This is a genomic window from Roseovarius sp. A46 (assembly GCF_004126395.1).
GTDB lineage: Bacteria > Pseudomonadota > Alphaproteobacteria > Rhodobacterales > Rhodobacteraceae > Roseovarius > Roseovarius nitratireducens.
In genome coordinates, this window is the sequence record NZ_PVWS01000002.1 from 202,056 (window position 1) to 224,261 (window position 22,206).

A 22,206-nucleotide genomic window follows, 5' to 3' on the forward strand; every position below is an offset into this window, starting at 1 on the left:
GGATCACTTGCAGACGCGGTCGGCGCGCTCGGCATAGGCGGTGTAGGCTTCCCAAAACCGCTGATCGCCCGAGCGCTGCGACTGCCTGATGTCCTGCGCCGATTGAAGATCGCGATAAAATGCCACCGCGCGCCGCTGCTCAAAGCCGTTCAGCGTGTCATTGGCCACGGACTGGATGCACCCGCACAGCGCGACCGAGCGTGCCTTGCGGTCCGAGGCGAGACAGGCATCGGAAATCGGACCAGACGCCATCGGCCTGCCGCCACCGGCACCGCCCGCAAAGCGGCCCGGCCCACCGCAGGCCGCAAGGCCAAGGACAAGCCAGAGAAGAAGAACCGTTTTCATTGCCCGTTGCCTCGTTTCTTGTTGCCGCGTCCATGCCGCATATGCCGGGATTTTTCAATTCACATCCGCCGCGCGGGCTGCGATGGTTTCGGTGGTCGGCCTCAGCAGGAACGCAAGCGCGATGGATTTCACCTTCTCCAACCTGATCTTTCTCGCCTTTCTGGTGATCATCCTGCAACCGTTTCTGACGGGCAGGATGTTCGCGCTGCGGCGCGCACAGGCCATCAGCACAATCCAGAGGCGCCGCAAAACCCGCATCATCACCATGATACACCGGCAGGAGCGGCGCAGCCTGTTCGGGATGAACATGTCGAACACGATCGGGCTCGAGGATGCGCAATCCATCATTTCGGCGATCAAGGCGACACCGCGCGAGATACCGATCGACCTTGTTCTCCACACGCCGGGCGGGTTGGTGCTGGCGGCCATGCAGATCGCCCGCGCGGTCGAGGCGCACCCGGCCAAGGTAACCGTTTTCGTGCCGATCTACGCCATGTCCGGCGGCACGCTCATCGCGCTGGCCGCTGACGAGATCGTCATGGGCGAATTCTCGATGCTCGGCCCGATAGACCCGCAAATCATGGGTGTCTCTGCGGCCTCGATCCTCGCCGCCCGCGACGCCAAGCCGATCGAACACGTCTCGGACCTCGCCCTTGTCCTCGCCGATGTGAGCGAAAAGGCCACCGCACAGGTCAAGCGCGGCGCGATCGAGATCATGACCCCTCGCCTGCCGCAGGACAAGGCCGAGGCGCTGGCCGATACGCTGACCGCGGGGACATGGACGCATGATTACGCGCTCACCCCCGCCGAGGCGACCGCGTTGGGCCTGCCGGTCAATGTCGGGCTGCCGCAGGACATACTCGACCTGATGAAGCTCTACCCCTCCCCGGTGCGGCAATCGGCGGTCGAGTTTCTGCCTTTTGAGCCGCCCGGGCGGCGGATCAGCTGACCCCCTACGTCGGTCGGCGCCTACCCCGCGCGCGCCAGAAGCGCCTCTTCCACCATCCGGTCGGCGATCGCGTTGGGGCTAACCGCCTCGCCGGCAGCCCGAGTGAGGATGTCATCCATACGTGCTCGTATCGCTTCAAGCCTCTCGCTCACCCATGCCGCGCGATCCTCGATATTCAGGATCTCGGCGGCCACGTTGATGATCCCGCCGCCATTGGCCACATAATCGGGCAGGTAGAGGATCCCGCGTGTCAGCAGCCTGTCCGCATCCTGCGGCGTCGAGAGCTGGTTGTTGGCCGCGCCGCAAATCATGCGGGCGCGTATCTCCGGGATCGTTTCCGCGTTCAGCACCCCGCCGATGGCACAGGGCGCAAGGATATCCGCTTCAATGGCGTGGATCGTGTCCGGTGCCACCGTCTGCGCACCAAATTCCCGCGCGGTCGTGGCCACGCGCGCGGCGTCCGTATCCGCCACGCTGAGCCGTGCGCCCGCCTCGTGCAGGATGCGGCACAGGTGCCAGCCGACATGGCCCAGCCCCTGCACCGCCACGTGCCGTCCGCTCAGATCGTCACTGCCCCAGAGCCGCGCCGCGCCCGCGCGCATTGCCGCCGCCACGCCGCGCGCGGTGACCGGCGAGGGATCGCCGCTCGCGTGCCGCCCCTGATCGCGCCCGGCGACATAGCGCGTCTCGCGCGCGATCTCGGCCATGTCGGCCGGGCTCATGCCCATGTCCTCGGCGGTCCAGTACCGCCCCCCGAGCGTGTCGATGGCCCGCCCCATCGCGCGCAGCAGCGCGGGCGTCTTGTCAGCCGCCGGATCGCCCACGATCACCGCCTTGCCGCCCCCGAGCGGAAGCCCGGCGGCAGCATTCTTGTAGCTCATCCCACGCGACAGGTTGAGCACATCCTCAAGCGCCGCGTCGTCGCTGTCGTAGACACGCATCCTGAGGCCGCCCGCCGCCGGGCCAAGCCGCGTGGAATGCAGCGCGATGAACCCGCGCAACCCGGTCTCGGCGTCCTCGACGCGGTAAACCTCTTCGTGCGAAGAAATGGAAAGACGTGTCAGCATGGTGGAATCCTCCTCAGCATGAAGGTAAGAGCGTTCAGACGCGAAAAAACGCCAATTGCGGCTCACAAAACCGCACGTTTTGGAGAACATCACCGGAAAGGGCCGAAATCTTGGTGAAAATGGACAGGATGGACCGCAAGATCGTCGCCGCCCTGCAACGCGAGGGGCGGCGCAAGCTCGCCGAGCTATCGGCGGAGGTGGGGCTTTCGCCCACTCCGCTCGCGCGGCGGATCGCCCGGCTCGAGGCCGAAGGCGTCATCACCGGCTACGGGGCCCGCGTCGATCAGGACAAGCTTGGCCTGCCGCTCAACGCCTTCGTTTTCGTCGAACTCGAGCAGCACAGCCGCGATGCGATCCGCGCCTTCGAGGCCCGGTTGCGGCAGTTCGACGAGGTGCTGGAATGCTACCTTATGACCGGCACCCGCGATGTCCTTATCCGCGTGGTGGCCGCCGATCTGTCGGCGTTCGACCGGTTCCTCGAGGACGGGCTGATGCAGACACCCGGTATCCGCGCCATGCGCACCAGCTTTGCGCTGCGCACCATGATCCGGCGCGAGGCGCTGCCCGAACACTGATGCGGCCCGGCCTCAGAGCAGCGCGCCGATGCGCGTCATCGCCTTCTCGATGGCCTCGATCGAGTTGGCATAGGAAAACCGCAGGAACCCCGCGCCCTCCGCGCCAAAGGACGTGCCGGCGACGGTGGCCACCCCCGCCTCGTCGAGAAACCGGTCCTGCGCCTCGCCCGCGCTCATCCCCGTCCCTTGGATATTGGCAAAGGCATAGAACGCCCCGCCCGGATCGGTACAACGCACCCCCGGCAGCGCATTCAGCCGTGCCACGATCAGCCGCCGCCGCGCGTCGAAGGCGCGCATCATCTCGTCCACCGCGCCCTGCGGCCCGGTCAGCGCGGCGATCCCGGCATGTTGCGCGGCGGCATTGACGCAGGAATGATCGTTGATGCACAGCCGCGTGACATGCTCCACAAGGCTCTCGGGCCAGACCGCATAGCCCAGCCGCCAGCCGGTCATCGCATAGGTCTTGGACCAGCCGTCGAGCATGATGAGCCGGTCGCGGATCTCGGGGTATTGCAAGAGCGAGACATGATCCCGCCCGCCATAAAGCATCCGGCTGTAGATCTCGTCCGACAGCACCGCCACGTGGGGATGATCCGCCAGCCCCGCCACCAGCCTGTCCACCTGCGCGCGCGGCGTGACGCCGCCGGTAGGGTTGGCGGGGCTGTTGAGCATGATAAGCCGTGTGGCGGGCGTGATCCGCGCCAGCACCGCCTCGGCATCGAAAGCAAAACCGTTCTCTTCGGCCAGCGGATAGGGCACGGCGCGCGCACCGCTGTAGTCGATCACCGACTTGTAGATCGGAAAGCCCGGGTCGGGATACATGATCTCGGCGCCCGGCTCGCCGAACATCAGCCCGGCAAAGAACATGGTCGGCTTGCCGCCCGGCACCACCACCACGCAGCCGGGATCGACCTCCGCCCCGTGGCGCGCGTGCAGGTCGGCGGCCACCGCCTCGCGCAGCGCTGGGATACCATTCGCGGGCGTATAGCCGTGATGGCCATCGCGCAACGCCTTGACGCCTGCCTCCACGATATGCGGCGGCGTCGGGAAATCCGGCTGCCCGATCCCGAGATTGACGATATCGTGCCCCTCGGCGGCCAGCGCCTGTGCGCGCGCCAGAACGGTAAAGGCCGATTCGGTCCCGAGCCGCGACAGGCTCTTGGCAAGTATCATCCCGGTCATTCTGATATCTCTCCTGTCATGCCCTCAGCCCCGCCGCAGGATCGTCGAATAATGCAGCAGGCCGTGATTTCCCAGTTGCCGCTCGACCGGGGCCCAGAGCGACGCGAGCGCGATCGCGTCGATCCCCGCCTGCCGCCCGATCTCGGCCAGATTGCGCCGCCCGTCGACGGCGGCGATGAGCGGAGCGGCCCCGCGCGGCAGGTCGGGCCGTGCCTCGACCCCTCCCATGCGCAGCACCGGGCGCTGCCCCTGCGCCACGGCGCGCGCCAGCTCAGTGGCGCGCACGCCCTTGAGATGCGGCACCAGCGCCGGCTTGCCGCCCTTCGCCGGGCCGCGCGCCTCGGCTCCGCGCACGGCATAGCCCACATGGGTCTTGATCGTGCCGGTCAGCTTCTCGGCCAGCGCCATTCGCTCTACAGGACCGAGGTGGCCGGGCGGCTCGGTGATGCGGCCCAGGTCGTATAGCGCGGGCATGGCTAAGCCTGCCAGCGCCCAGCCCGTCTGCTCCAGCATCGCGACCAGCGCCGGCACGTCAAACGCCCTGTCCTGGCTGTGCAAAAGCAGGTCGTAGAACCCCGCATCGCTGTCCTTGTGATCGCCCAGGTTGGGATTGCAGCGGAACGGATGCCCCTCGGGCAGCCCCGCCACCAGCTTGCGCGCCGCCTTCAGCCGCGCCTCGGGCGGTTGCCCTTTGAGGAGCTGTCCAAACGCCTCCTGCAACGGGTAGACGCCCGACCGGCCATAAGGCGCATAGACCATGAACCCCATGCCGCCCCCGGGCGCCAGCGCCGCCAGGAGCGCGCGAAACCCCGCCGCCGGATCGGGCAGGTGATGCAGCACGCCGCAGCAGTCGATATAGTCGAATTCCCCGAGGTCCGCGGCCTCCATCAGGCTGCCGGTCACGAACCGGATACCCTTTAGCCCCCGCACCTGCGCCCGCGCCTCGGCCACCCGGCGCGCGGCGGTCGACAGGTCCAGGTAGGTGATCTCTGCGGCGCGGCCCGCGTCGGCCATCTGTTGCGCCACCTGAATCAGCGCGTCGCCTGTGCCGCCCCCCGCCACCAGCACGCGCAAGGGCCGCGACCAGTCGCGTGCGCCGCCGTAGATGAAATGGTCGATCTCCAGCACATGCGAGGGCGAACCCGTCACCAGCCGCTTGCGCTCGTCTTCGGGGTTGCGCTCAGGGTATGGGTAGGCCTCGTATTGCGCCCTGACCTCGCTCATGCGCGCGCCTTCGTCTTCTTCTTGGCAAAAATACCCAAATCCCGCACCCGCCTCACTCGAAGAGCTTGCGAAGCTCGCGCTTGGCGCGGTCCTCGAGCTTGTCCTTGGCCGCGTCTTCGAGGCTCTGCCCCTCTTCGGGCGTGATGTTGAGCCGCTCCTGCACCTCGCGCTCCAGCCGCTCCTCGGCCTTCTTGCGTTCCTCTTTCAGGTTCATGTCGATGGCCTTTTCCAGGTCGGGCACGATGCGCGGGTTCTCCCACGGGCCGCGGATGCGCACAGGGATCGCCAGCCCCTGCGAGGTCTCGCCCTCAAGCAGGACGGGCGTGAACAGGTAGTCGATATCGCGCGCGCCCAGCCCGATCCTGCCCTCGCCCTCCGCGCGGATGAGCGGCAGGCGCATGACGAGGTCGTCATTGAAGAGATTGCCCTTGTCCATCGTGAAGCTCGCGTTCATCGCATCAAAGATCGTGGTGCCGCCGGTCACGTCGCCCGCGCGCATCAGCCGGTCGAGGTCGATGCCCGAGATCACGCCGCGCCCGGTCTCGAATCGTCCGTCGCCGCTGAGGCTCTTCATGATCGCGTCCACCGAATTGCCGACGCCGAGGAAATTCAGCGTGCCGCCCGCCTTGGTGGAGAACCGCGTGATCCCTGCGGCGTCGGTGAGGAAGCGCTCCATATCGAGCCCCTCGGCCCGCAGCGTGCCCCCTACCGAAAGCCCCGCGCGGTTGTTGACCACGAAATCGCCGGTCACGAGGCCATCATAGCCCCGCACCTCGCGCAGCGCGAACACGGCGCGCGACTGATCGAGCGTCATGAGCGTGCGCGTGCGGCCCAGCTTGAGGTCACCGAGGTCGATGCTGTCGGCGGAGAATGCCATCTCGCCATTTGCCAGCGCCAGTGCGCTGGCGTCGATGGGCTCGGTCGACCAGCCCTGCGCGCCCCCGCCGCCACCGGAGCCGCCCCCCGCCTCGCCGGTCGAGTCGGCCCCGGCCAGGCGCGACAGGTCGAGCGCGCCCGCCGCGATCTGCGCGTTGACGCGGGGCACGTCCCCGGACAGATTGACATCCGCCGCGCCAGTGAGGCTGTTGCCGCCAACCTGTAGGTTCAGCCCGCGAACCGACAGGTTCATGGCGCCGGTCAGCGTCACATCGGCCCCGCCTTTCAGGCTCTGGCCCAACCCTTCGGGCAGGGTGACCCCGGCCATTCCCAGCGCGCCGAGAAAGGCCCCGGAATCGGCGAGGTCGAGATCGAGCCGGCCCTGCACCTGCGGCTGCGTGCCTGCGCGTCCGTCAAACGCCACGCGCCCGCCCGCGGCCTCCACTGTCGCGGCAATGGTGGTCACCGCCCCGTCGATGAACCGGCCCACCTGATCGAGCCGCCCCTCGACCGAGACCGGCTCGCCGCCCCGGGAAAACGAGGCCTCGAAATCCGCCGTTCCGTCATATTCGGGCCAGCGCAGGTCGAGGTCGAGATCGCGCAACTCCTCGACCGTGCCCGCCGCGTGATCGGTGTAGATGAGCCGCGCCCCCGTCACCAGCGCCCGGTCGAGCGTCAGCGCCAGCCGCTCGGAGGTGGCGGGCGCGGCGCTGTCCGTTGCCTGCCCGGAGGGCGCCACGCCCTCCACCCCCAACTTCCAGTTGACGCGCCCGTCGGCGGCGCGCTCGAGCCGGATGACGGGATCAACAGCTTCCAGCCCGGTGATGCGGATATCGCCACCGAAGAGCGCCGCCGGTTTCACCCCGATCTTGAGACTGTCGGCTTGCAGCATCGGCCCCGCATCGGACCAGCCCGCATTGGCGACCTCGACCGCGCCGGTCGCTACGCCGAGCACGGGGTAGAGGCTGATCCGGGTCTCGCCCGACAGCGTCACCTTGCGCCCGGTGGCCTTGGTGATCTGGTCCGCGGCGATCGCGGCGACACGCTCGCCCGGCAGAAAGAACAGCGCGCCGACGAAGACGGCCGCGATCACGACGACCAGACCAATCAGCCGGAATATCCACCGCATGACGCACTCCCTCCGTGTCCTGGATCAACATTAGGGTTGGCGCGCGGGCCGAAGCAACCGCTTTTGCCCTTCCCGCACGCTGACTTGACCGTTATATCGCGCCCCATGTCGCAGAACCCTCCCGATCTTCGCCCCGATCTCGCGCCGCGCGCGCGGGTCACAGAGTCGCCCCGCACCGGCCAGCCCTCTATTGGAATGGTTTCTCTCGGGTGCCCCAAGGCGTTGGTGGACAGCGAGCGCATCCTCACGCGGCTGCGCGCCGAGGGCTATGGCATCTCTGTCGATTACACCGGGGCCGACGCGGTGATCGTCAACACCTGCGGCTTTCTCGACAGCGCCAAGGCCGAGAGCCTCGAAGCCATCGGCGAGGCGCTGGCCGAGAATGGCCGCGTCATCGTCACCGGCTGTCTCGGGGCCGAGCCCGATTATATCACCGGCGCGCATCCCAGGGTTCTGGCGGTGACCGGCCCGCACCAATACGAGCAGGTTCTCGATGCCGTGCACACCGCCGTGCCGCCGAGTCCCGATCCGTTCGTCGACCTGCTGCCCGCCTCGGGCGTCCGCCTGACACCGCGCCATTACAGCTATCTCAAGATTTCCGAGGGCTGTAACCACAAGTGCAAGTTCTGCATCATCCCGGACATGCGCGGGCGTTTGCAGTCGCGCCCCGCCCATGCGGTGATGCGCGAGGCCGAAAAGCTGGTGGAGAACGGGGTCAGGGAACTGCTGGTCATCAGCCAGGACACCTCTGCCTACGGCGTCGATATCAAGCACGCCGAGGCCAACGGTCACCGCGCCCACATCACCGACCTCGCCCGCGACCTCGGATCGCTGGGGGCGTGGGTCCGGCTGCATTACGTTTATCCCTATCCGCATGTGCGCGATCTGATCCCGCTGATGGGGCAGGTGGGGGAAAATGGCGGGCTGGTGCTGCCCTATCTCGACATCCCGTTCCAGCACGCCCATCCCGACACGTTGCGCCGCATGGCGCGGCCCGCGGCGGCGGCGAAGACATTGGACGAGATCGCCGCGTGGCGCGCGATCTGCCCGGACATCGCCCTGCGCTCGACCTTTATCGTGGGCTATCCGGGCGAGACGGAAGGCGAATTCCAGACGTTGCTCGACTGGCTCGACGAGGCACAGCTCGACCGGGTCGGCTGTTTCAAATACGAGAACGTTGCCGGTGCGCGGTCGAACGCGTTGCCCGATCATGTGGCCGAGGAGGTCAAGCAGGACCGCTGGGAGCGGTTCATGGCCCGCGCGCAGGCGATTTCCGAGGCGAAGCTGGCTGCGAAGGTCGGTCAGCGCATGAGCGTGATCGTGGACGATATCGACGAGGACGGCATCGCGACGACCCGCACGATGGCGGATGCGCCCGAGATTGACGGCAATCTCTTCATCGACGAGGGCGCGACGGGGCTGTCGGTGGGCGATATCGTGACCGTCGAGGTGGACGAGGCGGGAGAGTATGATCTGTGGGGTGTCCTGTGTTGAGCGGGCTGGGCCACGCGGGTTGCCAGACCGGCGCAGCGATGGGATGGTCAGGTATGATTTCCATGACCGGTATGGTCCTCTCCGGCAGGTCCGCGCGGTCCGCCGGACAATCGGGCGGGTGTGACGAGCGGTGAAAGTCTTTCTCACGGGCGGTGCAGGCTATATCGGCACGCATGTTCTCAACGAGCTTCTCGGGCGGGGCTGGCAGGCTTGCGTCTTTGACAATTTTAGCAACAGCACGCCTGCGGCGCTCGACCGGGTCCGGGCACTGGCCGGGCGCGATTTCGACGTTGTGGAGGGCGATATCACCGATCACGGCGGGCTGTGCGCGGCGCTGTCTGCCTTTCGCCCCGACGCGGTGATCCATCTCGCCGGGCTAAAGGCGGTGGGGGAATCCGTCCGCGATCCGCTGCTTTACTATCGCAACAACGTATACGGCGCGATGACGCTGTTGCAGGCGATGCAGGACACCGGGGTGGCGCGGATCGTGTTTTCCTCGTCGGCCACGGTTTACGGGATTCCGCTCTACATCCCATATGACGAGGTGCATCCGCTCGCACCGGTCAACCCCTATGGCCGCACCAAGTTCTTCATCGAGGAGATCATCCGCGACTGGATCGCCGCCGGAAACGGACAGTCGGCCGTTCTGTTGCGCTATTTCAACCCGGTCGGTGCGCATGACAGCGGGCGGATCGGGGAAGACCCGACCGGGATCCCCGACAACCTGATGCCGTTCGTCTCGCAGGTGGCGGTGGGGCGGCGATCCGTCCTCGATGTCTTTGGCGACGATTACGAGACCCGCGACGGGACCGGAGAGCGCGATTATATCCATGTCGTCGATCTGGCGCGCGCGCATCTCGACGCGCTGAGCCACGCGGTGGGGCACGAGGGATGCGACGTGTTCAACATCGGCACCGGGCGGGGGGCGACGGTGCTGGAGCTTGTGCACATGTTCGAGCGGGTGACGGGGCGCGAGATACCCTATCGCATCGCGCCGCGCCGCGACGGCGACATCCCGATCATGCGCGCCGACCCGACCCGCGCGCACGAGGTTCTGGGATGGCGGGCAGAGCGCCAATTGGACGAGATGTGCCGCACGGCTTGGAAGTGGCAGTCCGACAACCCCGAGGGCTATCGCTAGCCCCGGCACCGCGGGGGTGCACCGGCCTTGTCGGTTCGGTTGCGCACATGCTAAAGCCCTCTCAACGCCGAAACATTTTCCAGGCTGTGTTCAGGAGGCCCGCCATGCGCAAGCGACTTTTCGGCACCGACGGCGTTCGCGGGCAGGCCAATACGTGGCCGATGACCGCCGACATGGCGCTGCGGCTCGGGGCGGCGGCCGGGCGCTATTTCCGCACCGACAAGCAGGAACACCGCGTGGTGATCGGCAAGGACACGCGGCGCTCGGGCTATATGCTGGAATACGCGCTGACCGCCGGGTTCACCTCGACGGGGATGGACGTGTTCCTGCTCGGTCCGGTGCCGACGCCGGCCATTGGCTATCTCACGCATTCGTTGCGCGCGGATGTCGGTGTGATGATCTCGGCCAGCCACAACCCAGCCTCCGACAATGGCATCAAGCTCTTTGGCCCCGACGGGTTCAAGCTCAGCGACGAGGCCGAGGGCGAGATCGAGCGGTTGCTCGACGAGGGTGTGACCCTGTCGGCCCCCGACAATATCGGCCGGGCGCGGCGCGTGGACGATGCGCGCGGGCGCTACGTGGAATACGCCAAGACCACCTTTCCCCGCCGCCGCCGCCTTGGCGGGCTGCGCATCGTGATCGACTGCGCCAACGGCGCCGCCTACCGTGCCGCCCCCGAGGTGCTGTGGGAGCTGGGCGCCGAGGTGATCCCGCTCGGGGTGAACCCGGACGGCTACAACATCAACCTCAACTGCGGCTCGACCCGCCCCGAGGCCGCCGCGCGCAAGGTGCTGGAGACGCGCGCCGACCTGGGCATCTGCCTCGATGGCGATGCCGATCGCGTGGTGCTCATCGACGAGCAGGGGCGCGTGGCCGACGGCGATCAGTTCATGGCGCTCATCGCCACCCGCTGGGCGCGCGAGGGGCGGCTGGCGGGCGATACGCTGGTGGCCACGGTGATGTCCAATCTCGGGCTGGAGCGGCATCTGGCAGAGCAGGGCATCGCGCTCAAGCGCACGCCCGTGGGCGACCGTAACGTGGTCGAGGCGATGCGGGCGGGCGGGCACAACCTCGGCGGTGAGCAATCCGGCCATATCGTGATGACCGATTACGCCACCACCGGCGACGGGCTGATCGGCGCGTTGCAGTTCCTCGCCGCGATGGTCGAGACCGGGCAGACGGCGAGCACGCTTGCGCAGGTGTTCGAGCCGGTGCCGCAGCGCCTCGTCAATGTGCGCTTTGCCGAGGGCAAGACCCCGCTCAAAACCGACCGCGTGCAGACCGCGATGGCCGAGGCCGAGCGCGAGCTGGGCGGCGACGGGCGCCTCCTGATCCGGGAATCGGGAACCGAACCGCTCATCCGCGTGATGGCCGAGGCGGTGGACGCGCGCGTGCTCGACAGGGTGATGACCCGGCTCGTGGGCGCGGTGGAAGAGGCAAGCTGAGCGGCGGGAGCGGCGGCCGGTTCCGGCTTGGAGCCGTCGTTCGCATTAGCCGCGCATCGACGGGCCGCGGCGCGGCGATCCCACGGTGGTTCTGCCGCGCTTTATGGCAGCCAAATCCGAGAAAGGCCCGAGCGGCGCGCAGGTTGCAGCCGTATCGCCGTGCCGTGGGTGCGGCCCGGCGATGCGCGGCGGCGTGCAAGCACGCCTTGATTCCGCGCATTGGCACCAAGCTGTGAAGGTCCGCAACAGGCCAGACCCTACTCCCTCACAGGAGCGCCTCCTGCGCGGCACATCGCCTTGAGCGCGGTGGCGTGGTCGGGGTCGGCGGCGAGGCTGTCGGCGACCAGCCCCCGCGCGCTCTCCATCAGGTCGCCGCGCGGCACGACCCGGTCAAAGAGGCCCCAGGCCAGCGCCTCGTCAGTCCCGATCTTCGCGCCCGCCAGCAGGATCATCTTTGCCCGCGCCGGACCTACCAGGGCGGCGAGCCGTGCCGGGTCGCTGGGTTGCGGGCGAAAGCCGAGCCGCATCACCGGGTAGAACGCGCCTGCGCCCTCGACCGCGATGCGCAGGTCGCAGGCCAGAACCATCCCCAACGCGCCGCCCGCAACGGTCCCGTTCAGCGCCGCGACCGTGAGGTTCGGGAGCGTGGCGAGCGCACCCGAGAGCCGTTCCCACTGAGCGCTCGTCGCGAGGCCTGCGCGCGCGGCTTCGAGGTCGGCGCCGGCGGAAAACACCTTGCCCGACCCGGTCAGGATCAGTGCCCGGGCCTCGCCGTGGGCGGCCTCTGCAATATCGGCCAGCTCGGCCAGCATTGCCTCGGTCAGCGCGTTTGCCTTGTCGGGGCGGTTGAGGGTGACGGTCCATAGACCGTCCTCGCGCGCCAGCCCGATCATGCGAGGCCCGCCCGGTCGCGGATATCCGGGTCGCGCAGCGAAATCTCCTGCCCGGCGAGATCGCTCGCCTCCGGCCCGCACATCCACAGAAGCGTGCGCGCCGGCCAGTCGGCGGGGATATGCTCGGACCAGTCGAGCGCTGCCACCGCGTTGACGCCGCTTTCCTTGATCTCGCGCTGCATGTCGGTGGCGACCGTGCCGGGCGACAGGCCCATCACCCGCACCCCCGCGCCGCGCGCCTCGAGATCGGCGCTGCGCGTCAGCATCGCCGCCCCGGCCTTGGACGCGCAATAGGCGCTCCAGCCTTCCAGCGCGTTGTGCGCGGCGCCCGAACTGACGGTGATGATCGTGCCCTCGCCGCGATCCATCATCCCCGGAAGCGCCGCGCGCATGCCGTTGAACACGCCCTTGAGGTTGATGTCGATAGCGTGGCCCCAGGCGTCGGGGTCGGCTTCGGCCAGCATCGCGATCGGTGCGATTACACCCGCGTTGTTGATCAGCACATCCAGCCGCCCGAAGGCGGTGTGGCAGGCCTCGACCGCGGCCTCCATTTCCCAGTAGCGGCTGACGTCACAGGGGATGGCGATGGCGCTCGGCCCGATCTCGCCCGCAAGTTTGGCGATGGCGTCACCGTTGCGCGCCACCAACGCCACGTTCGCGCCCGCCTCGGCAAAGACACGCGCCGTCGCCGCTCCGATGCCCTTGCTCGCGCCGGTGATGAGAACGCATTTTCCGGTCATGCTCATGTCAGCCCCCTTGTGGTATTCCGTCGGTTTCTATCCGGCGTGGCCACCGAATTCCAGACGGATCGTCACTTGACCCGGGGTGTGGCAGGGCCGACATTGTTTCAGACCGTTCCGATAAAAAGGATTTGACGATGCCTCCTTGTCTCCGCGCCGCCCCGTTGCTTGTTCTCGGCCTTTCCGCCGGTCCCGCCTTCGCCGACCTGACGGCCGCGGATGTCTGGCAGAGCTGGCAGGGGCAGCTATCGCAGCTCGGCTACGAGATCACGGGCACGCCGCAGCAGGGCAGCGACGGGATCGTGATCCCCGACCTCGGCCTGACGCAGGAGCTGCCGGATGACGGCGGGCGCGTCGAGATGCGGATGGGCCGGATCGAGATGACCGAAGCAGGCGACGGCACGGTCGAGCTGATCTATCCGCCCACCATGCCGATGGCCGTTGCCGTCACGCCCGCCGATGACGAGCCACTGACAGCCGTACTGACGCTCAGCCATGATGGCCTGTGGATCACCGCCTCCGGCACACCGGAGGAAATCGACTATGCCTATGCCGCGCAGATGATGCGCATCGAGATCGGCGACGTGACGGTCGGCGGCAAAGCTATCGAGACCCTCGCTGGCGGGTTGACGTTCGAGGATCTGGAGGGGAACAGCACAACCCGGTTCAACAAGGATGTGCGCCGCGTCGAGCAGCGCCTTTCCTCCGGCACCGTCGGCTATCGGTTCAAGATTGTCGATGAGAAGACGGGCTCGGCCCTCGATCTCGCGGGCGAAGCCGACAGCATGACCCACGAGTCGCGCATGCACATGCCCGGGACCGGCGATCCGTCGGACATGGTGGCGGCGCTCGAAAACGGGTTCCGCCTGGAAACCGACCTCGCCTTCGGCGCGGGCTCGTCGCAGTTCGAGGTCTCCGAGGACGACGAGACCATGACCGGCTCCTCGCGCAGCGACACGGTCCGGATCAGCGGGGCGTTCTCGGCGGATGGGCTGGTTTACGAGAGCGACGCAAGGGGGCTGGAGGTCACCACAGAGCTCGACATGTTCCCGACGCCGCTGACCTATGCCATCGACCGCGCCTTCGCGCGGTTCCGGCTACCTGTGGCACAGGGCGAGGAATTACAGGATTTCGGCCTGTCGATAGATTTCGCCGGTCTCCGGCTGCCCGATGAGTTGTGGTCCATGATCGACCCGGAGGCCACCCTGCCGCGCGATCCGGCGAATCTCGCGGTGAACCTGACGGGCAAGGCGCGGCTGACGACGAATATCTTTGATGAGGCGGAGATTTCCGCCCTCGAAGAGCGCGGCGAGACCCCCGGCGATCTCGACAGCCTGTCGCTTGAAAAGCTGGCGTTCTCGGTGGCGGGCGCGCGCCTCACCGGTGAGGGCGCGATCACGCTGGACAATGCCGAGGGGCTCGACATGCCGCCGGCGGAGGGGACCGTCGATCTGCGGCTCGAAGGCGGCGAGGGACTGTTGCAGAAGCTGGTGGATATCGGCCTGATCCCCGAGGATCAGGCCATGACCGCGCGGATGATGGCGTCGATGTTCGCCAATGCGGTCGAGGGCGAGGATACGCTGACCTCGCGCATCGAGATCGAGAAGGATGGCACCGTGACGGTGAACGGCCAGCGGATGCGCTGAGCTCTTGCACCGGGGGGCGCGGCGATCTACCTCCCGCGGGACCGTGAGGAGGGACGATGCCGGATACGCTCGATGATCTGACCCATGCGCTCGTCGATGCGGCGCGCAAGGCCGGGGCCGGGGCCGCCGACGCCATCGCCATGCGTGGCCAATCGGTGATCGTGGATATGCGCGGCGGCACGCTGGAACAGGCCGAGCGCGCCGAGGGCGTCGATATCGGCCTGCGCGTGCTGGTGGGCAGGCGGCAGGCCAATGTCTCTGCGTCGGATACCCGGCCCGAGACCATTGCCGCGCTGGCCGAACGGGCCGTGGCGATGGCGCGAGAGGCCCCCGAGGATCCGTTTGCCGGGCTTGCCGACGCAACACAGCTTTCCGTGCGGCGCGATGCAGCCGGGCTCGATCTGTGCGATCCCGGCCCCGCCCCCGCCCCCGATGCGCTCATGCGGATGGCCGAGGAGGCCGAGGCGGCGGCGCTGGGCGTGGCTGGGGTCGCCCAAGTGCAATCGGCCTCGGCCGCGTGGTCGCGCCGCGAGATGCACATCGCGGCGAGCAACGGCTTCTCCGGCGGCTATGCGCGCAGCGATACGAGCCTGTCCTGCGTGGCCATTGCCGGGACCGGCACGGGGATGGAGCGTGACCACGACGCCGACTCTCGCGTGTTTGCCGCCGACCTGCGCGATCCATCCGAGATCGGGCGGCGCGCCGGGGAGCGCGCGGCCGAGCGAACCGGCGCGCGCAGGCCGCGGACGGGCGCCTATCCGGTGATCTTCGACGAGCGGGTGGCGGGCACGCTGATCGGTCACTTGCTGTCGGCGGCCAACGGCGCGGCGGTGGCGCGCGGGTCGTCCTGGCTGCGCGACCGGATCGGCACGCCGGTGCTGCCCGATACGCTCGACCTGCGCGAGGACCCGCACCGCGTCCGCGTGTCCGGCTCGCGGCTCTTCGATGCAGAGGGGCTGCCGACGGCACCGCGTGCGATCGTCGAAGGGGGCGTACTGTGCGGCTACACGCTCGATCTGGCCTCGGCGCGCAAGCTGGGGATGACGCCCACGGGCAACGCGGCGCGCGGGGTGTCCGGTGTACCGTCGCCCGCGACGTGGAACGTCGCACTCACCCAAGGGGAGCAGAGCCGCGCCGACCTGTTGCGCGAGATGGGCACCGGGCTTCTGGTCACCTCGCTTATCGGCGCGACCATCAACCCCAATACCGGCGACTACTCGCGCGGGGCGGCCGGGTTCTGGGTCGAGGGGGGCGGGATTTCGCACCCGGTCAACGAATGCACCATCGCCGGGAGCCTTCCCGAGATGCTGCGCCGGATCACGCCCGCCAACGATGCGCGCCTGCATCTGAGCCGCGTGGTGCCGTCGCTTCTGGTCGAGGGGCTGACGCTTGCCGGCGCATGACCTCGCGCTGCTGATCGAGGCGGCGCGCGAGGCGGGGGCACTGGCGAGCGATCTCGTGACCGGCCCGCTCGACACGATCGACAAGCCCGGCGGTGCCGGTCCGGTGACGGCGGTGGACCTCGCTGTGGATGCCTGCCTCGCCGCGCGCCTGCGCGCCGCGCGTCCCGATTACGGCTGGCTGTCGGAAGAGACAGAGGACGATCCCGCGCGGCTCCGGGCTGATCGGGTGTTCATCGTCGATCCGATCGACGGCACGCGCAGCATGATCGAGGGCAGTGGCCTGTGGGCGCACGCGCTGGCGGTGGTCGAGCGCGGCGTGGTTACCGCCGCCGTGATCTATCTGCCGATGCGCGACAAGCTCTACGCCGCCGCCGCGGGGCAGGGGGCTACGCTCAACGGGATGCCGATCCGCGCGGGCGCGCGCCGCGCCCTGCCGGGGGCCACGTTGCTCGCGGCAAAGCCCGCGCTCGACCCTGCGCATTGGCGGGACGGGCGGGTGCCGCTCTTGCGCCGGGGCTTTCGGCCCTCGCTTGCCTACCGGCTCGCGCTGGTAGCGGAGGGGCGCTATGACGCGATGCTGACACTGCGCCCGACCTGGGAATGGGACGCGGCGGCGGGTGACCTGATCCTGCGCGAAGCCGGGGCAGCGACCTCGGACCGCCGCGGCGGCCCGCTCGTGTTCAACAACCCGGTGCCGCAGGTCAAAGGGCTGGCCGCCGCCAACCATACGCTTCACTCCGGGCTCATCGCTGCGCTCGCGGATTGAACGCGCTTGTCATTTCACCTTGGGCCAAATACTCCGGGGGTGCGGGGGCTGGCCCCCGCGTTTCAGCCACCTTTCGGTCCCGCAATGCCCCGTTCCGACAATCTTACCGGCGCGCTCCTGATGATGGGGTCGATGGCGGCGTTCACCTTCAACGACGCGATGATAAAGTCGCTGTCGGGGCAGATATCGCTGTTTCAGGTGATGTTCCTGCGCGGGGTGCTGACCACGGCGATGGTGGCGGTGATCGCCTGGCGCATGGGGGCGTTGCGCCAGCGCCTGCCGCGCGCCGACCGGTGGCCGGTGTTCTGGCGGATGGTGGGCGAGGTGGGCTCGGCCTATTTCTTTGTCACCGCGCTCTTTCACATGCCGATCGCCAATATCAGCGCGATCATGCAGGCGCTGCCGCTGACCATCACGCTCGCCGCCGCGCTGTTCTTTGGCGAGCCGGTGGGCTGGAAACGAATGTCGGCCATCATCGCGGGGTTCATCGGCGTGATGCTGATCGTGCGTCCGGGTACCGAGGGGTTCACCATCTATTCGGTCTACGGCCTCGCGGCGGTGGCGATGGTCACGCTGCGCGATCTGGCCACGCGCAGGTTGTCGCGCGAAGTGCCCTCGATGCAGGTGACGCTCATCACCTCGGCCTGCATCATGGTGTTCTTCGGCTTGGCGACCGTGCCGCAGGGCTGGGCCCCGGTGGACGGTCGCGCCGCCCTGCTGATCGGTGGGGCGGCGGTGATGATCATCGGCGGATACCTGTTTTCCATCATGGTGATGCGGGTAGGCGAGATATCGTTCGTCGCGCCGTTCCGCTATACGAGCCTCATCTGGGCGCTGATCCTTGGATGGGTGGTGTTCGGCGACTGGCCGCAAACGATCACGCTCGTTGGCGCTGGGATCGTGGTGGCCTCGGGGGTATTCACCCTCTACCGCGAGACGCGGATCAGCCGGCGTGCGCGGGCCTTGCGGAAAAAAGAGCTTTCACTCGGTCCTCGTCCACGTTGAACCGCTCGCGAAAGAGCGCGCGCCGCGCGTCGTCGAGCGGGCTGAGCGCGGGCGGGTGCTGTGCCTCGCCGGTGTCGTTGTCGTCGTGCAGGGCGCGCAGGTACATCTCTGGTCCCGGGTTGATGAGCGTCGGCATCTCGTGGTGCAGCTTGTGATGGCCGTAATTCATCACCGTTTTCGCATCACCGGGGCGGAACAGCACGGCGAGGCCACAGGCCCAGAAATGCGTCTGCACCGCCTCGGCCTCGATACCCTGCTCCGACAGGCGCACCGCATAGCCGCGATTGTATTCGAACGCCACGTTGCGCCATGCCCGCCGCATCCGCCGCGTGTTGCGTTCGAACCAGCGCAGGCTCTGCACGAATCCCACCGACACCGCGTCGTCATCGTCGAGCCGGAACTGGATCGACTCGGTCTCGTCCTCGCCGAGCGCCTGCTTGATGGCGCGGCGCATCGCGTCGCGGTGGCGCATCGGCTCCATCTCCACGATCCGCATCTGCGGCACATCTGCGGCAAGATCGTGCAGGCGCGACCGCCACGGCTCGGGCAGGCTCTCGCCGGTGACCACGAGAAAGGTGAAATCGCCATTGGATTGCGCGGCGATAGAGGGCAGGGTCAGGCTCTCGAAATGCGCGAAACGCAGTGCCATCCGGTCGGGCGCGTAGAGATAGGCCTCGCGTTCGGCCACCGATCCGTGCATCCGCTTGAACCCGCCGAGGGCGGGGTAGGAGAAGCGGCACAATCCGATGACGCGCATGGCGCGGGCCTCGCGGGTGGTCTCGGGTGGCCCAAGTCTTGGCATCCCGGGCCGCTGTTGACAAGCATGGCGACTCTGCCTATACGCCGCTCAATCCACAGGCGCGGGGCGGGTTGCCCTGCCGTCTGTTTCATAACTTGAGTGGTCATGATCCGGGCGAATGCGCCCCGATCCTCTGGAAGCCCGCCGCGTCGCACCGGATGAAAAGGTGCGGATGCGGTGTATGCGTGTTGCGGACGCGCAGCGCGTTTTCGATGAACCGCAGGGGCGTGCCCTTGCAGACACATGTGTTGAGAGACGGGGAAAGAACCGGAATGCCAACGATCCAGCAGCTGATCCGCAAGCCGCGGCAGCCGAAAGTCAGAGCCACGAAATCGCAGCACCTTCAGGGCTGCCCGCAGAAACGCGGCGTGTGCACGCGCGTCTATACGACGACGCCGAAGAAGCCGAACTCGGCCATGCGCAAGGTTGCCAAGGTGCGCCTGACCAACGGCTTCGAGGTTATCAGCTACATTCCCGGCGAAAAGCACAACCTGCAAGAGCACTCGGTCGTCCTGATCCGCGGCGGCCGCGTCAAGGACCTTCCCGGCGTGCGCTACCACATCCTGCGCGGTGTGCTCGACACGCAGGGCGTCAAGGACCGCAAGCAGCGCCGTTCGAAATACGGGGCGAAGCGCCCGAAATAAGGATTTCGGGCGTCCCGGCATCGCGCCGGGGCATCGCCCGCAGAGGAACAAGAGGAAGATAAGATGTCCCGTCGTCACGCCGCCGAAAAGCGCGATATCCTGCCCGACGCCAAGTATGGCGACCGGGTTCTGACCAAGTTCATGAACAACCTGATGGTGGATGGCAAGAAATCCGCCGCGGAAAAGATCGTCTACAACGCGCTCGAGCGTGTCGAGACCAAGATCAAGCGCGCGCCGGTCGAGGTGTTTCACGAGGCGCTCGACAACATCAAGCCGTCGGTCGAGGTTCGCTCTCGTCGCGTCGGCGGGGCCACCTACCAGGTGCCCGTCGAGGTCCGCACCGAGCGTCGCGAGGCGCTGGCGATCCGCTGGCTGATCAACGCGTCGCGTGCCCGCAACGAGAAGACGATGGAAGAGCGTCTGGCGGGCGAATTGCTCGACGCCGTCCAGAGCCGCGGCTCGGCCGTCAAGAAACGCGAAGACACCCACAAGATGGCCGACGCCAACAAGGCGTTCAGCCACTACCGCTGGTAACCCGAGAGGCATTCTCCGATGGCACGCGACTATACGCTGGAATACTACCGCAACTTCGGGATCATGGCCCATATCGATGCAGGCAAGACCACCTGCACCGAGCGGATCCTGTTCTACACCGGCAAGTCCCACAAGCTCGGCGAGGTGCATGATGGCGCCGCGACGATGGACTGGATGGAGCAGGAGCAGGAGCGCGGCATCACGATCACGAGCGCCGCGACCACCACGTTCTGGGAAAAGACCTATACCGGCACCGAGCCGGCCAGCTCGAAGCACCGCCTGAACATCATCGACACCCCCGGTCACGTCGATTTCACCATCGAGGTGGAGCGCTCGCTCGCCGTGCTCGACGGCGCGATCTGCCTGCTTGACGGCAATGCCGGTGTCGAGCCGCAGACCGAGACCGTCTGGCGCCAGGCCGACCGCTACAAGGTGCCGCGGATCGTGTTCGTCAACAAGATGGACAAGATCGGCGCCGACTACATCAACTGCGTCAACATGATCAAGACGCGCACCGGCGCGACGCCGCTGCCCGTGAACCTGCCCATCGGGGCAGAGGACAAGCTCGAGGGTATCATCGACCTCATCACCATGGAGGAATGGACCTGGCGCGGCGAGGATCTCGGTGCAAGCTGGACCCGTCAGCCGGTGCGTGACGAGCTCAAGGACATGGCCGACGAGTGGCGCGCCACGATGATCGAGACCGTGGTCGAGCAGGACGACGACGTGATGGAGGCCTATCTCGAGGGCGAGGAGCCCGATATCGAGACGCTCCGCCGCCTGATCCGCAAGGGCACTCTGGCGCTCGATTTCGTGCCCGTGCTCGGTGGCTCGGCGTTCAAGAACAAGGGCGTGCAGCCGCTGCTGAACGCGGTGGTGGATTTCCTGCCCTCGCCGCTCGACGTGCCGGATTACATGGGCTTCTCGCCCGATGACGAGACCGAGACCCGCAACATCGTCCGCAAGGCCGATGATGCCGAGCCGTTCTCGGCGCTCGCCTTCAAGATCATGAACGACCCGTTCGTGGGCAGCCTGACCTTCACGCGCATCTACTCGGGCACGATGAAGAAGGGCGATGCGATCCTCAATTCGACCAAGGGCAGGAAAGAGCGCGTCGGCCGGATGATGATGATGCACTCCAACGATCGCTCCGAGATCGACGAGGCATTCGCCGGCGACATCATCGCGCTCGCCGGTCTCAAGGAGACCACCACCGGCGACACGCTGTGCGATCCTGCCAAGCCGCTGGTGCTGGAAACCATGACCTTCCCCGACCCGGTGATCGAGATCGCGGTCGAGCCCAAGACCAAGGGCGACCAGGAGAAGATGTCCGCAGGCCTCGCGCGGCTCGCCGCAGAGGACCCGTCCTTCCGCGTCGAGACCGATCTGGAATCGGGCCAGACGATCATGAAGGGTATGGGCGAATTGCACCTCGACATCCTCGTCGACCGGCTCAAGCGCGAGTTCAAGGTCGAGGCGAATATCGGTGCGCCGCAGGTGGCCTATCGCGAGACGATCAGCCACAAGATCGAGCACACCTACACCCACAAGAAACAGTCGGGTGGTTCGGGTCAGTTCGCCGAGGTCAAGCTCGAGATCGCGCCGACCGAGCCGGGCGAGGGCTTCTCCTTCGAGAGCCGGATCGTCGGCGGCGCGGTGCCCAAGGAATATATCCCCGGTGTCGAAAAGGGTATCCGCTCGGTCATGGACAGCGGTCCGCTCGCCGGCTTCCCGGTGATCGACTTCAAGGTCGCGCTGGTGGACGGCAAGTTCCACGATGTGGACAGCTCGGTCATGGCGTTCGAAATCGCCGGCCGCATGGGGATGCGCGAGGGTCTGCGCAAAGCCGGGGCCAAGCTGCTCGAACCGATCATGAAGGTCGAGGTGGTGACGCCGGAGGAATACACCGGTTCGATCATCGGCGATCTCACGTCGCGGCGCGGGCAGGTCTCGGGTCAGGATACCCGCGGCAACGCCATCGCGATCAACGCCAACGTGCCGCTCGCCAACATGTTCGGCTACATCAACACGCTGCGCTCGATGTCCTCGGGGCGCGCCCAGTTCACGATGCAATTCTCGCATTACGATCCGGTGCCGGCGAACATCTCCGAAGAGATCCAGTCGAAATACGCATGAACCCGGGTGGCGGGGTAAACCCCGCCCTACCCAAACCGTAGGGTGGGCAAGGGCCCACCATCCGTAATGAAAAAGGAGCCAAGACGATGGCGAAGGAAAAGTTTGACCGTTCGAAACCGCACGTGAACATCGGCACGATTGGTCACGTTGACCACGGCAAGACGACGCTGACGGCGGCGATCACGAAGTATTTTGGCGATTTCCGGGCCTATG

Annotated in this window: 21 protein-coding genes; 13 read left to right on the top strand and 8 right to left on the bottom strand. The window is 67.2% G+C overall.

Annotated features, from left to right (window positions below):
• Nucleotides 1-3: 3 nt before the first annotated feature.
• The gene (locus C6W92_RS02400) at nt 4-345 is read right to left on the bottom strand and encodes a hypothetical protein (RefSeq protein ID WP_129431470.1); all 342 of its coding nucleotides are present in this window, start codon (nt 343-345) and stop codon (nt 4-6) included.
• A 121-nt stretch (nt 346-466) separates the two neighbouring features.
• On the opposite strand from C6W92_RS02400, the gene C6W92_RS02405 reads away from it, so the two are divergent.
• A complete protein-coding gene (locus tag C6W92_RS02405; protein WP_129431471.1) occupies nt 467-1,294 on the top strand; it encodes an ATP-dependent Clp protease proteolytic subunit in 828 nt (275 codons plus the stop codon).
• A gap of 20 nt (nt 1,295-1,314) precedes the next feature.
• Here the strand turns inward: C6W92_RS02405 and C6W92_RS02410 are convergent, their stop codons facing one another.
• The gene (locus C6W92_RS02410; RefSeq protein WP_129431472.1) at nt 1,315-2,361 is read right to left on the bottom strand and encodes a Glu/Leu/Phe/Val dehydrogenase dimerization domain-containing protein; all 1,047 of its coding nucleotides are present in this window, start codon (nt 2,359-2,361) and stop codon (nt 1,315-1,317) included.
• A gap of 119 nt (nt 2,362-2,480) precedes the next feature.
• Here C6W92_RS02410 and C6W92_RS02415 point away from each other — a divergent pair, with 119 nt between their 5' ends.
• Nucleotides 2,481-2,936 (top strand): Lrp/AsnC family transcriptional regulator, encoded by a 456-nt coding sequence (locus tag C6W92_RS02415; RefSeq protein WP_129431473.1) that lies wholly within the window; start codon nt 2,481-2,483, stop codon nt 2,934-2,936.
• A gap of 12 nt (nt 2,937-2,948) precedes the next feature.
• On the opposite strand, the gene C6W92_RS02420 is transcribed toward C6W92_RS02415, so the two are convergent.
• From C6W92_RS02420 to C6W92_RS02430, 3 genes are read right to left on the bottom strand one after another with little or no spacing between them, the layout of a single operon-like run.
• Nucleotides 2,949-4,118: a pyridoxal phosphate-dependent aminotransferase gene (locus C6W92_RS02420; RefSeq protein ID WP_129431474.1), complete on the bottom strand. Its 1,170-nt coding sequence runs from the start codon at nt 4,116-4,118 to the stop codon at nt 2,949-2,951.
• A gap of 24 nt (nt 4,119-4,142) precedes the next feature.
• On the bottom strand, nt 4,143-5,342 hold the full coding sequence (locus tag C6W92_RS02425; RefSeq protein ID WP_129431475.1) for a class I SAM-dependent methyltransferase: 1,200 nt from the start codon (nt 5,340-5,342) through the stop codon (nt 4,143-4,145).
• A gap of 52 nt (nt 5,343-5,394) precedes the next feature.
• The gene (locus C6W92_RS02430; RefSeq protein WP_129431476.1) at nt 5,395-7,347 is read right to left on the bottom strand and encodes an AsmA family protein; all 1,953 of its coding nucleotides are present in this window, start codon (nt 7,345-7,347) and stop codon (nt 5,395-5,397) included.
• Between the two features lie 105 nt (nt 7,348-7,452).
• Here C6W92_RS02430 and rimO point away from each other — a divergent pair, with 105 nt between their 5' ends.
• From rimO to glmM, 3 genes are all read left to right on the top strand, one after another.
• Complete coding sequence (rimO, locus tag C6W92_RS02435) at nt 7,453-8,841, top strand: 30S ribosomal protein S12 methylthiotransferase RimO (protein WP_129431477.1); 1,389 nt, start codon at nt 7,453-7,455, stop codon at nt 8,839-8,841.
• Between the two features lie 130 nt (nt 8,842-8,971).
• Nucleotides 8,972-9,982 (top strand): UDP-glucose 4-epimerase GalE, encoded by a 1,011-nt coding sequence (gene galE / locus C6W92_RS02440; RefSeq protein WP_129431478.1) that lies wholly within the window; start codon nt 8,972-8,974, stop codon nt 9,980-9,982.
• Nucleotides 9,983-10,086: 104 nt separating this feature from the next.
• Entirely contained in the window at nt 10,087-11,427 is a 1,341-nt protein-coding gene (gene glmM, locus C6W92_RS02445) for a phosphoglucosamine mutase (protein ID WP_129431479.1), read from the top strand.
• Between the two features lie 257 nt (nt 11,428-11,684).
• On the opposite strand, the gene C6W92_RS02450 is transcribed toward glmM, so the two are convergent.
• Nucleotides 11,685-12,320, bottom strand: coding sequence for an enoyl-CoA hydratase/isomerase family protein (locus tag C6W92_RS02450; RefSeq protein ID WP_129431480.1), 636 nt, complete (start codon nt 12,318-12,320; stop codon nt 11,685-11,687).
• Nucleotides 12,317-13,066 carry an SDR family oxidoreductase gene (locus C6W92_RS02455; RefSeq protein ID WP_129431481.1) on the bottom strand — a complete coding sequence of 250 codons (750 nt, stop codon included), beginning with the start codon at nt 13,064-13,066 and terminating at the stop codon, nt 12,317-12,319. The genes C6W92_RS02450 and C6W92_RS02455 overlap by 4 nt, the downstream gene beginning before the upstream one ends.
• Before the next feature lie 131 nt (nt 13,067-13,197).
• Here C6W92_RS02455 and C6W92_RS02460 point away from each other — a divergent pair, with 131 nt between their 5' ends.
• The 4 genes from C6W92_RS02460 to C6W92_RS02475 all read left to right on the top strand — a co-directional run bounded on the left by C6W92_RS02460 (nt 13,198) and on the right by C6W92_RS02475 (nt 17,880).
• The gene (locus C6W92_RS02460) at nt 13,198-14,706 is read left to right on the top strand and encodes a DUF2125 domain-containing protein (protein WP_129431482.1); all 1,509 of its coding nucleotides are present in this window, start codon (nt 13,198-13,200) and stop codon (nt 14,704-14,706) included.
• Nucleotides 14,707-14,762: 56 nt separating this feature from the next.
• Nucleotides 14,763-16,109, top strand: coding sequence for a TldD/PmbA family protein (locus C6W92_RS02465; protein WP_129431483.1), 1,347 nt, complete (start codon nt 14,763-14,765; stop codon nt 16,107-16,109).
• On the top strand, nt 16,096-16,875 hold the full coding sequence (locus C6W92_RS02470; protein WP_129431484.1) for a 3'(2'),5'-bisphosphate nucleotidase CysQ: 780 nt from the start codon (nt 16,096-16,098) through the stop codon (nt 16,873-16,875). Before C6W92_RS02465 ends, C6W92_RS02470 begins: the two co-directional genes overlap by 14 nt.
• 84 nt (nt 16,876-16,959) lie before the next feature.
• A complete protein-coding gene (locus C6W92_RS02475) occupies nt 16,960-17,880 on the top strand; it encodes a DMT family transporter (protein ID WP_129431485.1) in 921 nt (306 codons plus the stop codon).
• Here the strand turns inward: C6W92_RS02475 and C6W92_RS02480 are convergent.
• On the bottom strand, nt 17,819-18,682 hold the full coding sequence (locus C6W92_RS02480; RefSeq protein ID WP_241691046.1) for a glycosyltransferase: 864 nt from the start codon (nt 18,680-18,682) through the stop codon (nt 17,819-17,821). The two genes, C6W92_RS02475 and C6W92_RS02480, sit on opposite strands and share 62 nt — an antisense overlap.
• A gap of 269 nt (nt 18,683-18,951) precedes the next feature.
• Here C6W92_RS02480 and rpsL point away from each other — a divergent pair, with 269 nt between their 5' ends.
• The 4 genes from rpsL to C6W92_RS02500 form a co-directional block, all read left to right on the top strand.
• Nucleotides 18,952-19,323, top strand: a complete 372-nt coding sequence (gene rpsL, locus C6W92_RS02485; RefSeq protein WP_104018583.1) for a 30S ribosomal protein S12 — start codon at nt 18,952-18,954, stop codon at nt 19,321-19,323.
• Between the two features lie 63 nt (nt 19,324-19,386).
• Complete coding sequence (rpsG, locus tag C6W92_RS02490; protein WP_129431486.1) at nt 19,387-19,857, top strand: 30S ribosomal protein S7; 471 nt, start codon at nt 19,387-19,389, stop codon at nt 19,855-19,857.
• A gap of 18 nt (nt 19,858-19,875) precedes the next feature.
• Nucleotides 19,876-21,993, top strand: coding sequence for an elongation factor G (fusA, locus tag C6W92_RS02495; RefSeq protein WP_129431487.1), 2,118 nt, complete (start codon nt 19,876-19,878; stop codon nt 21,991-21,993).
• 86 nt (nt 21,994-22,079) lie between these two features.
• A partial coding sequence (locus tag C6W92_RS02500) for a GTP-binding protein (protein WP_241691048.1) occupies nt 22,080-22,206 on the top strand: 127 nt, incomplete at its 3' end.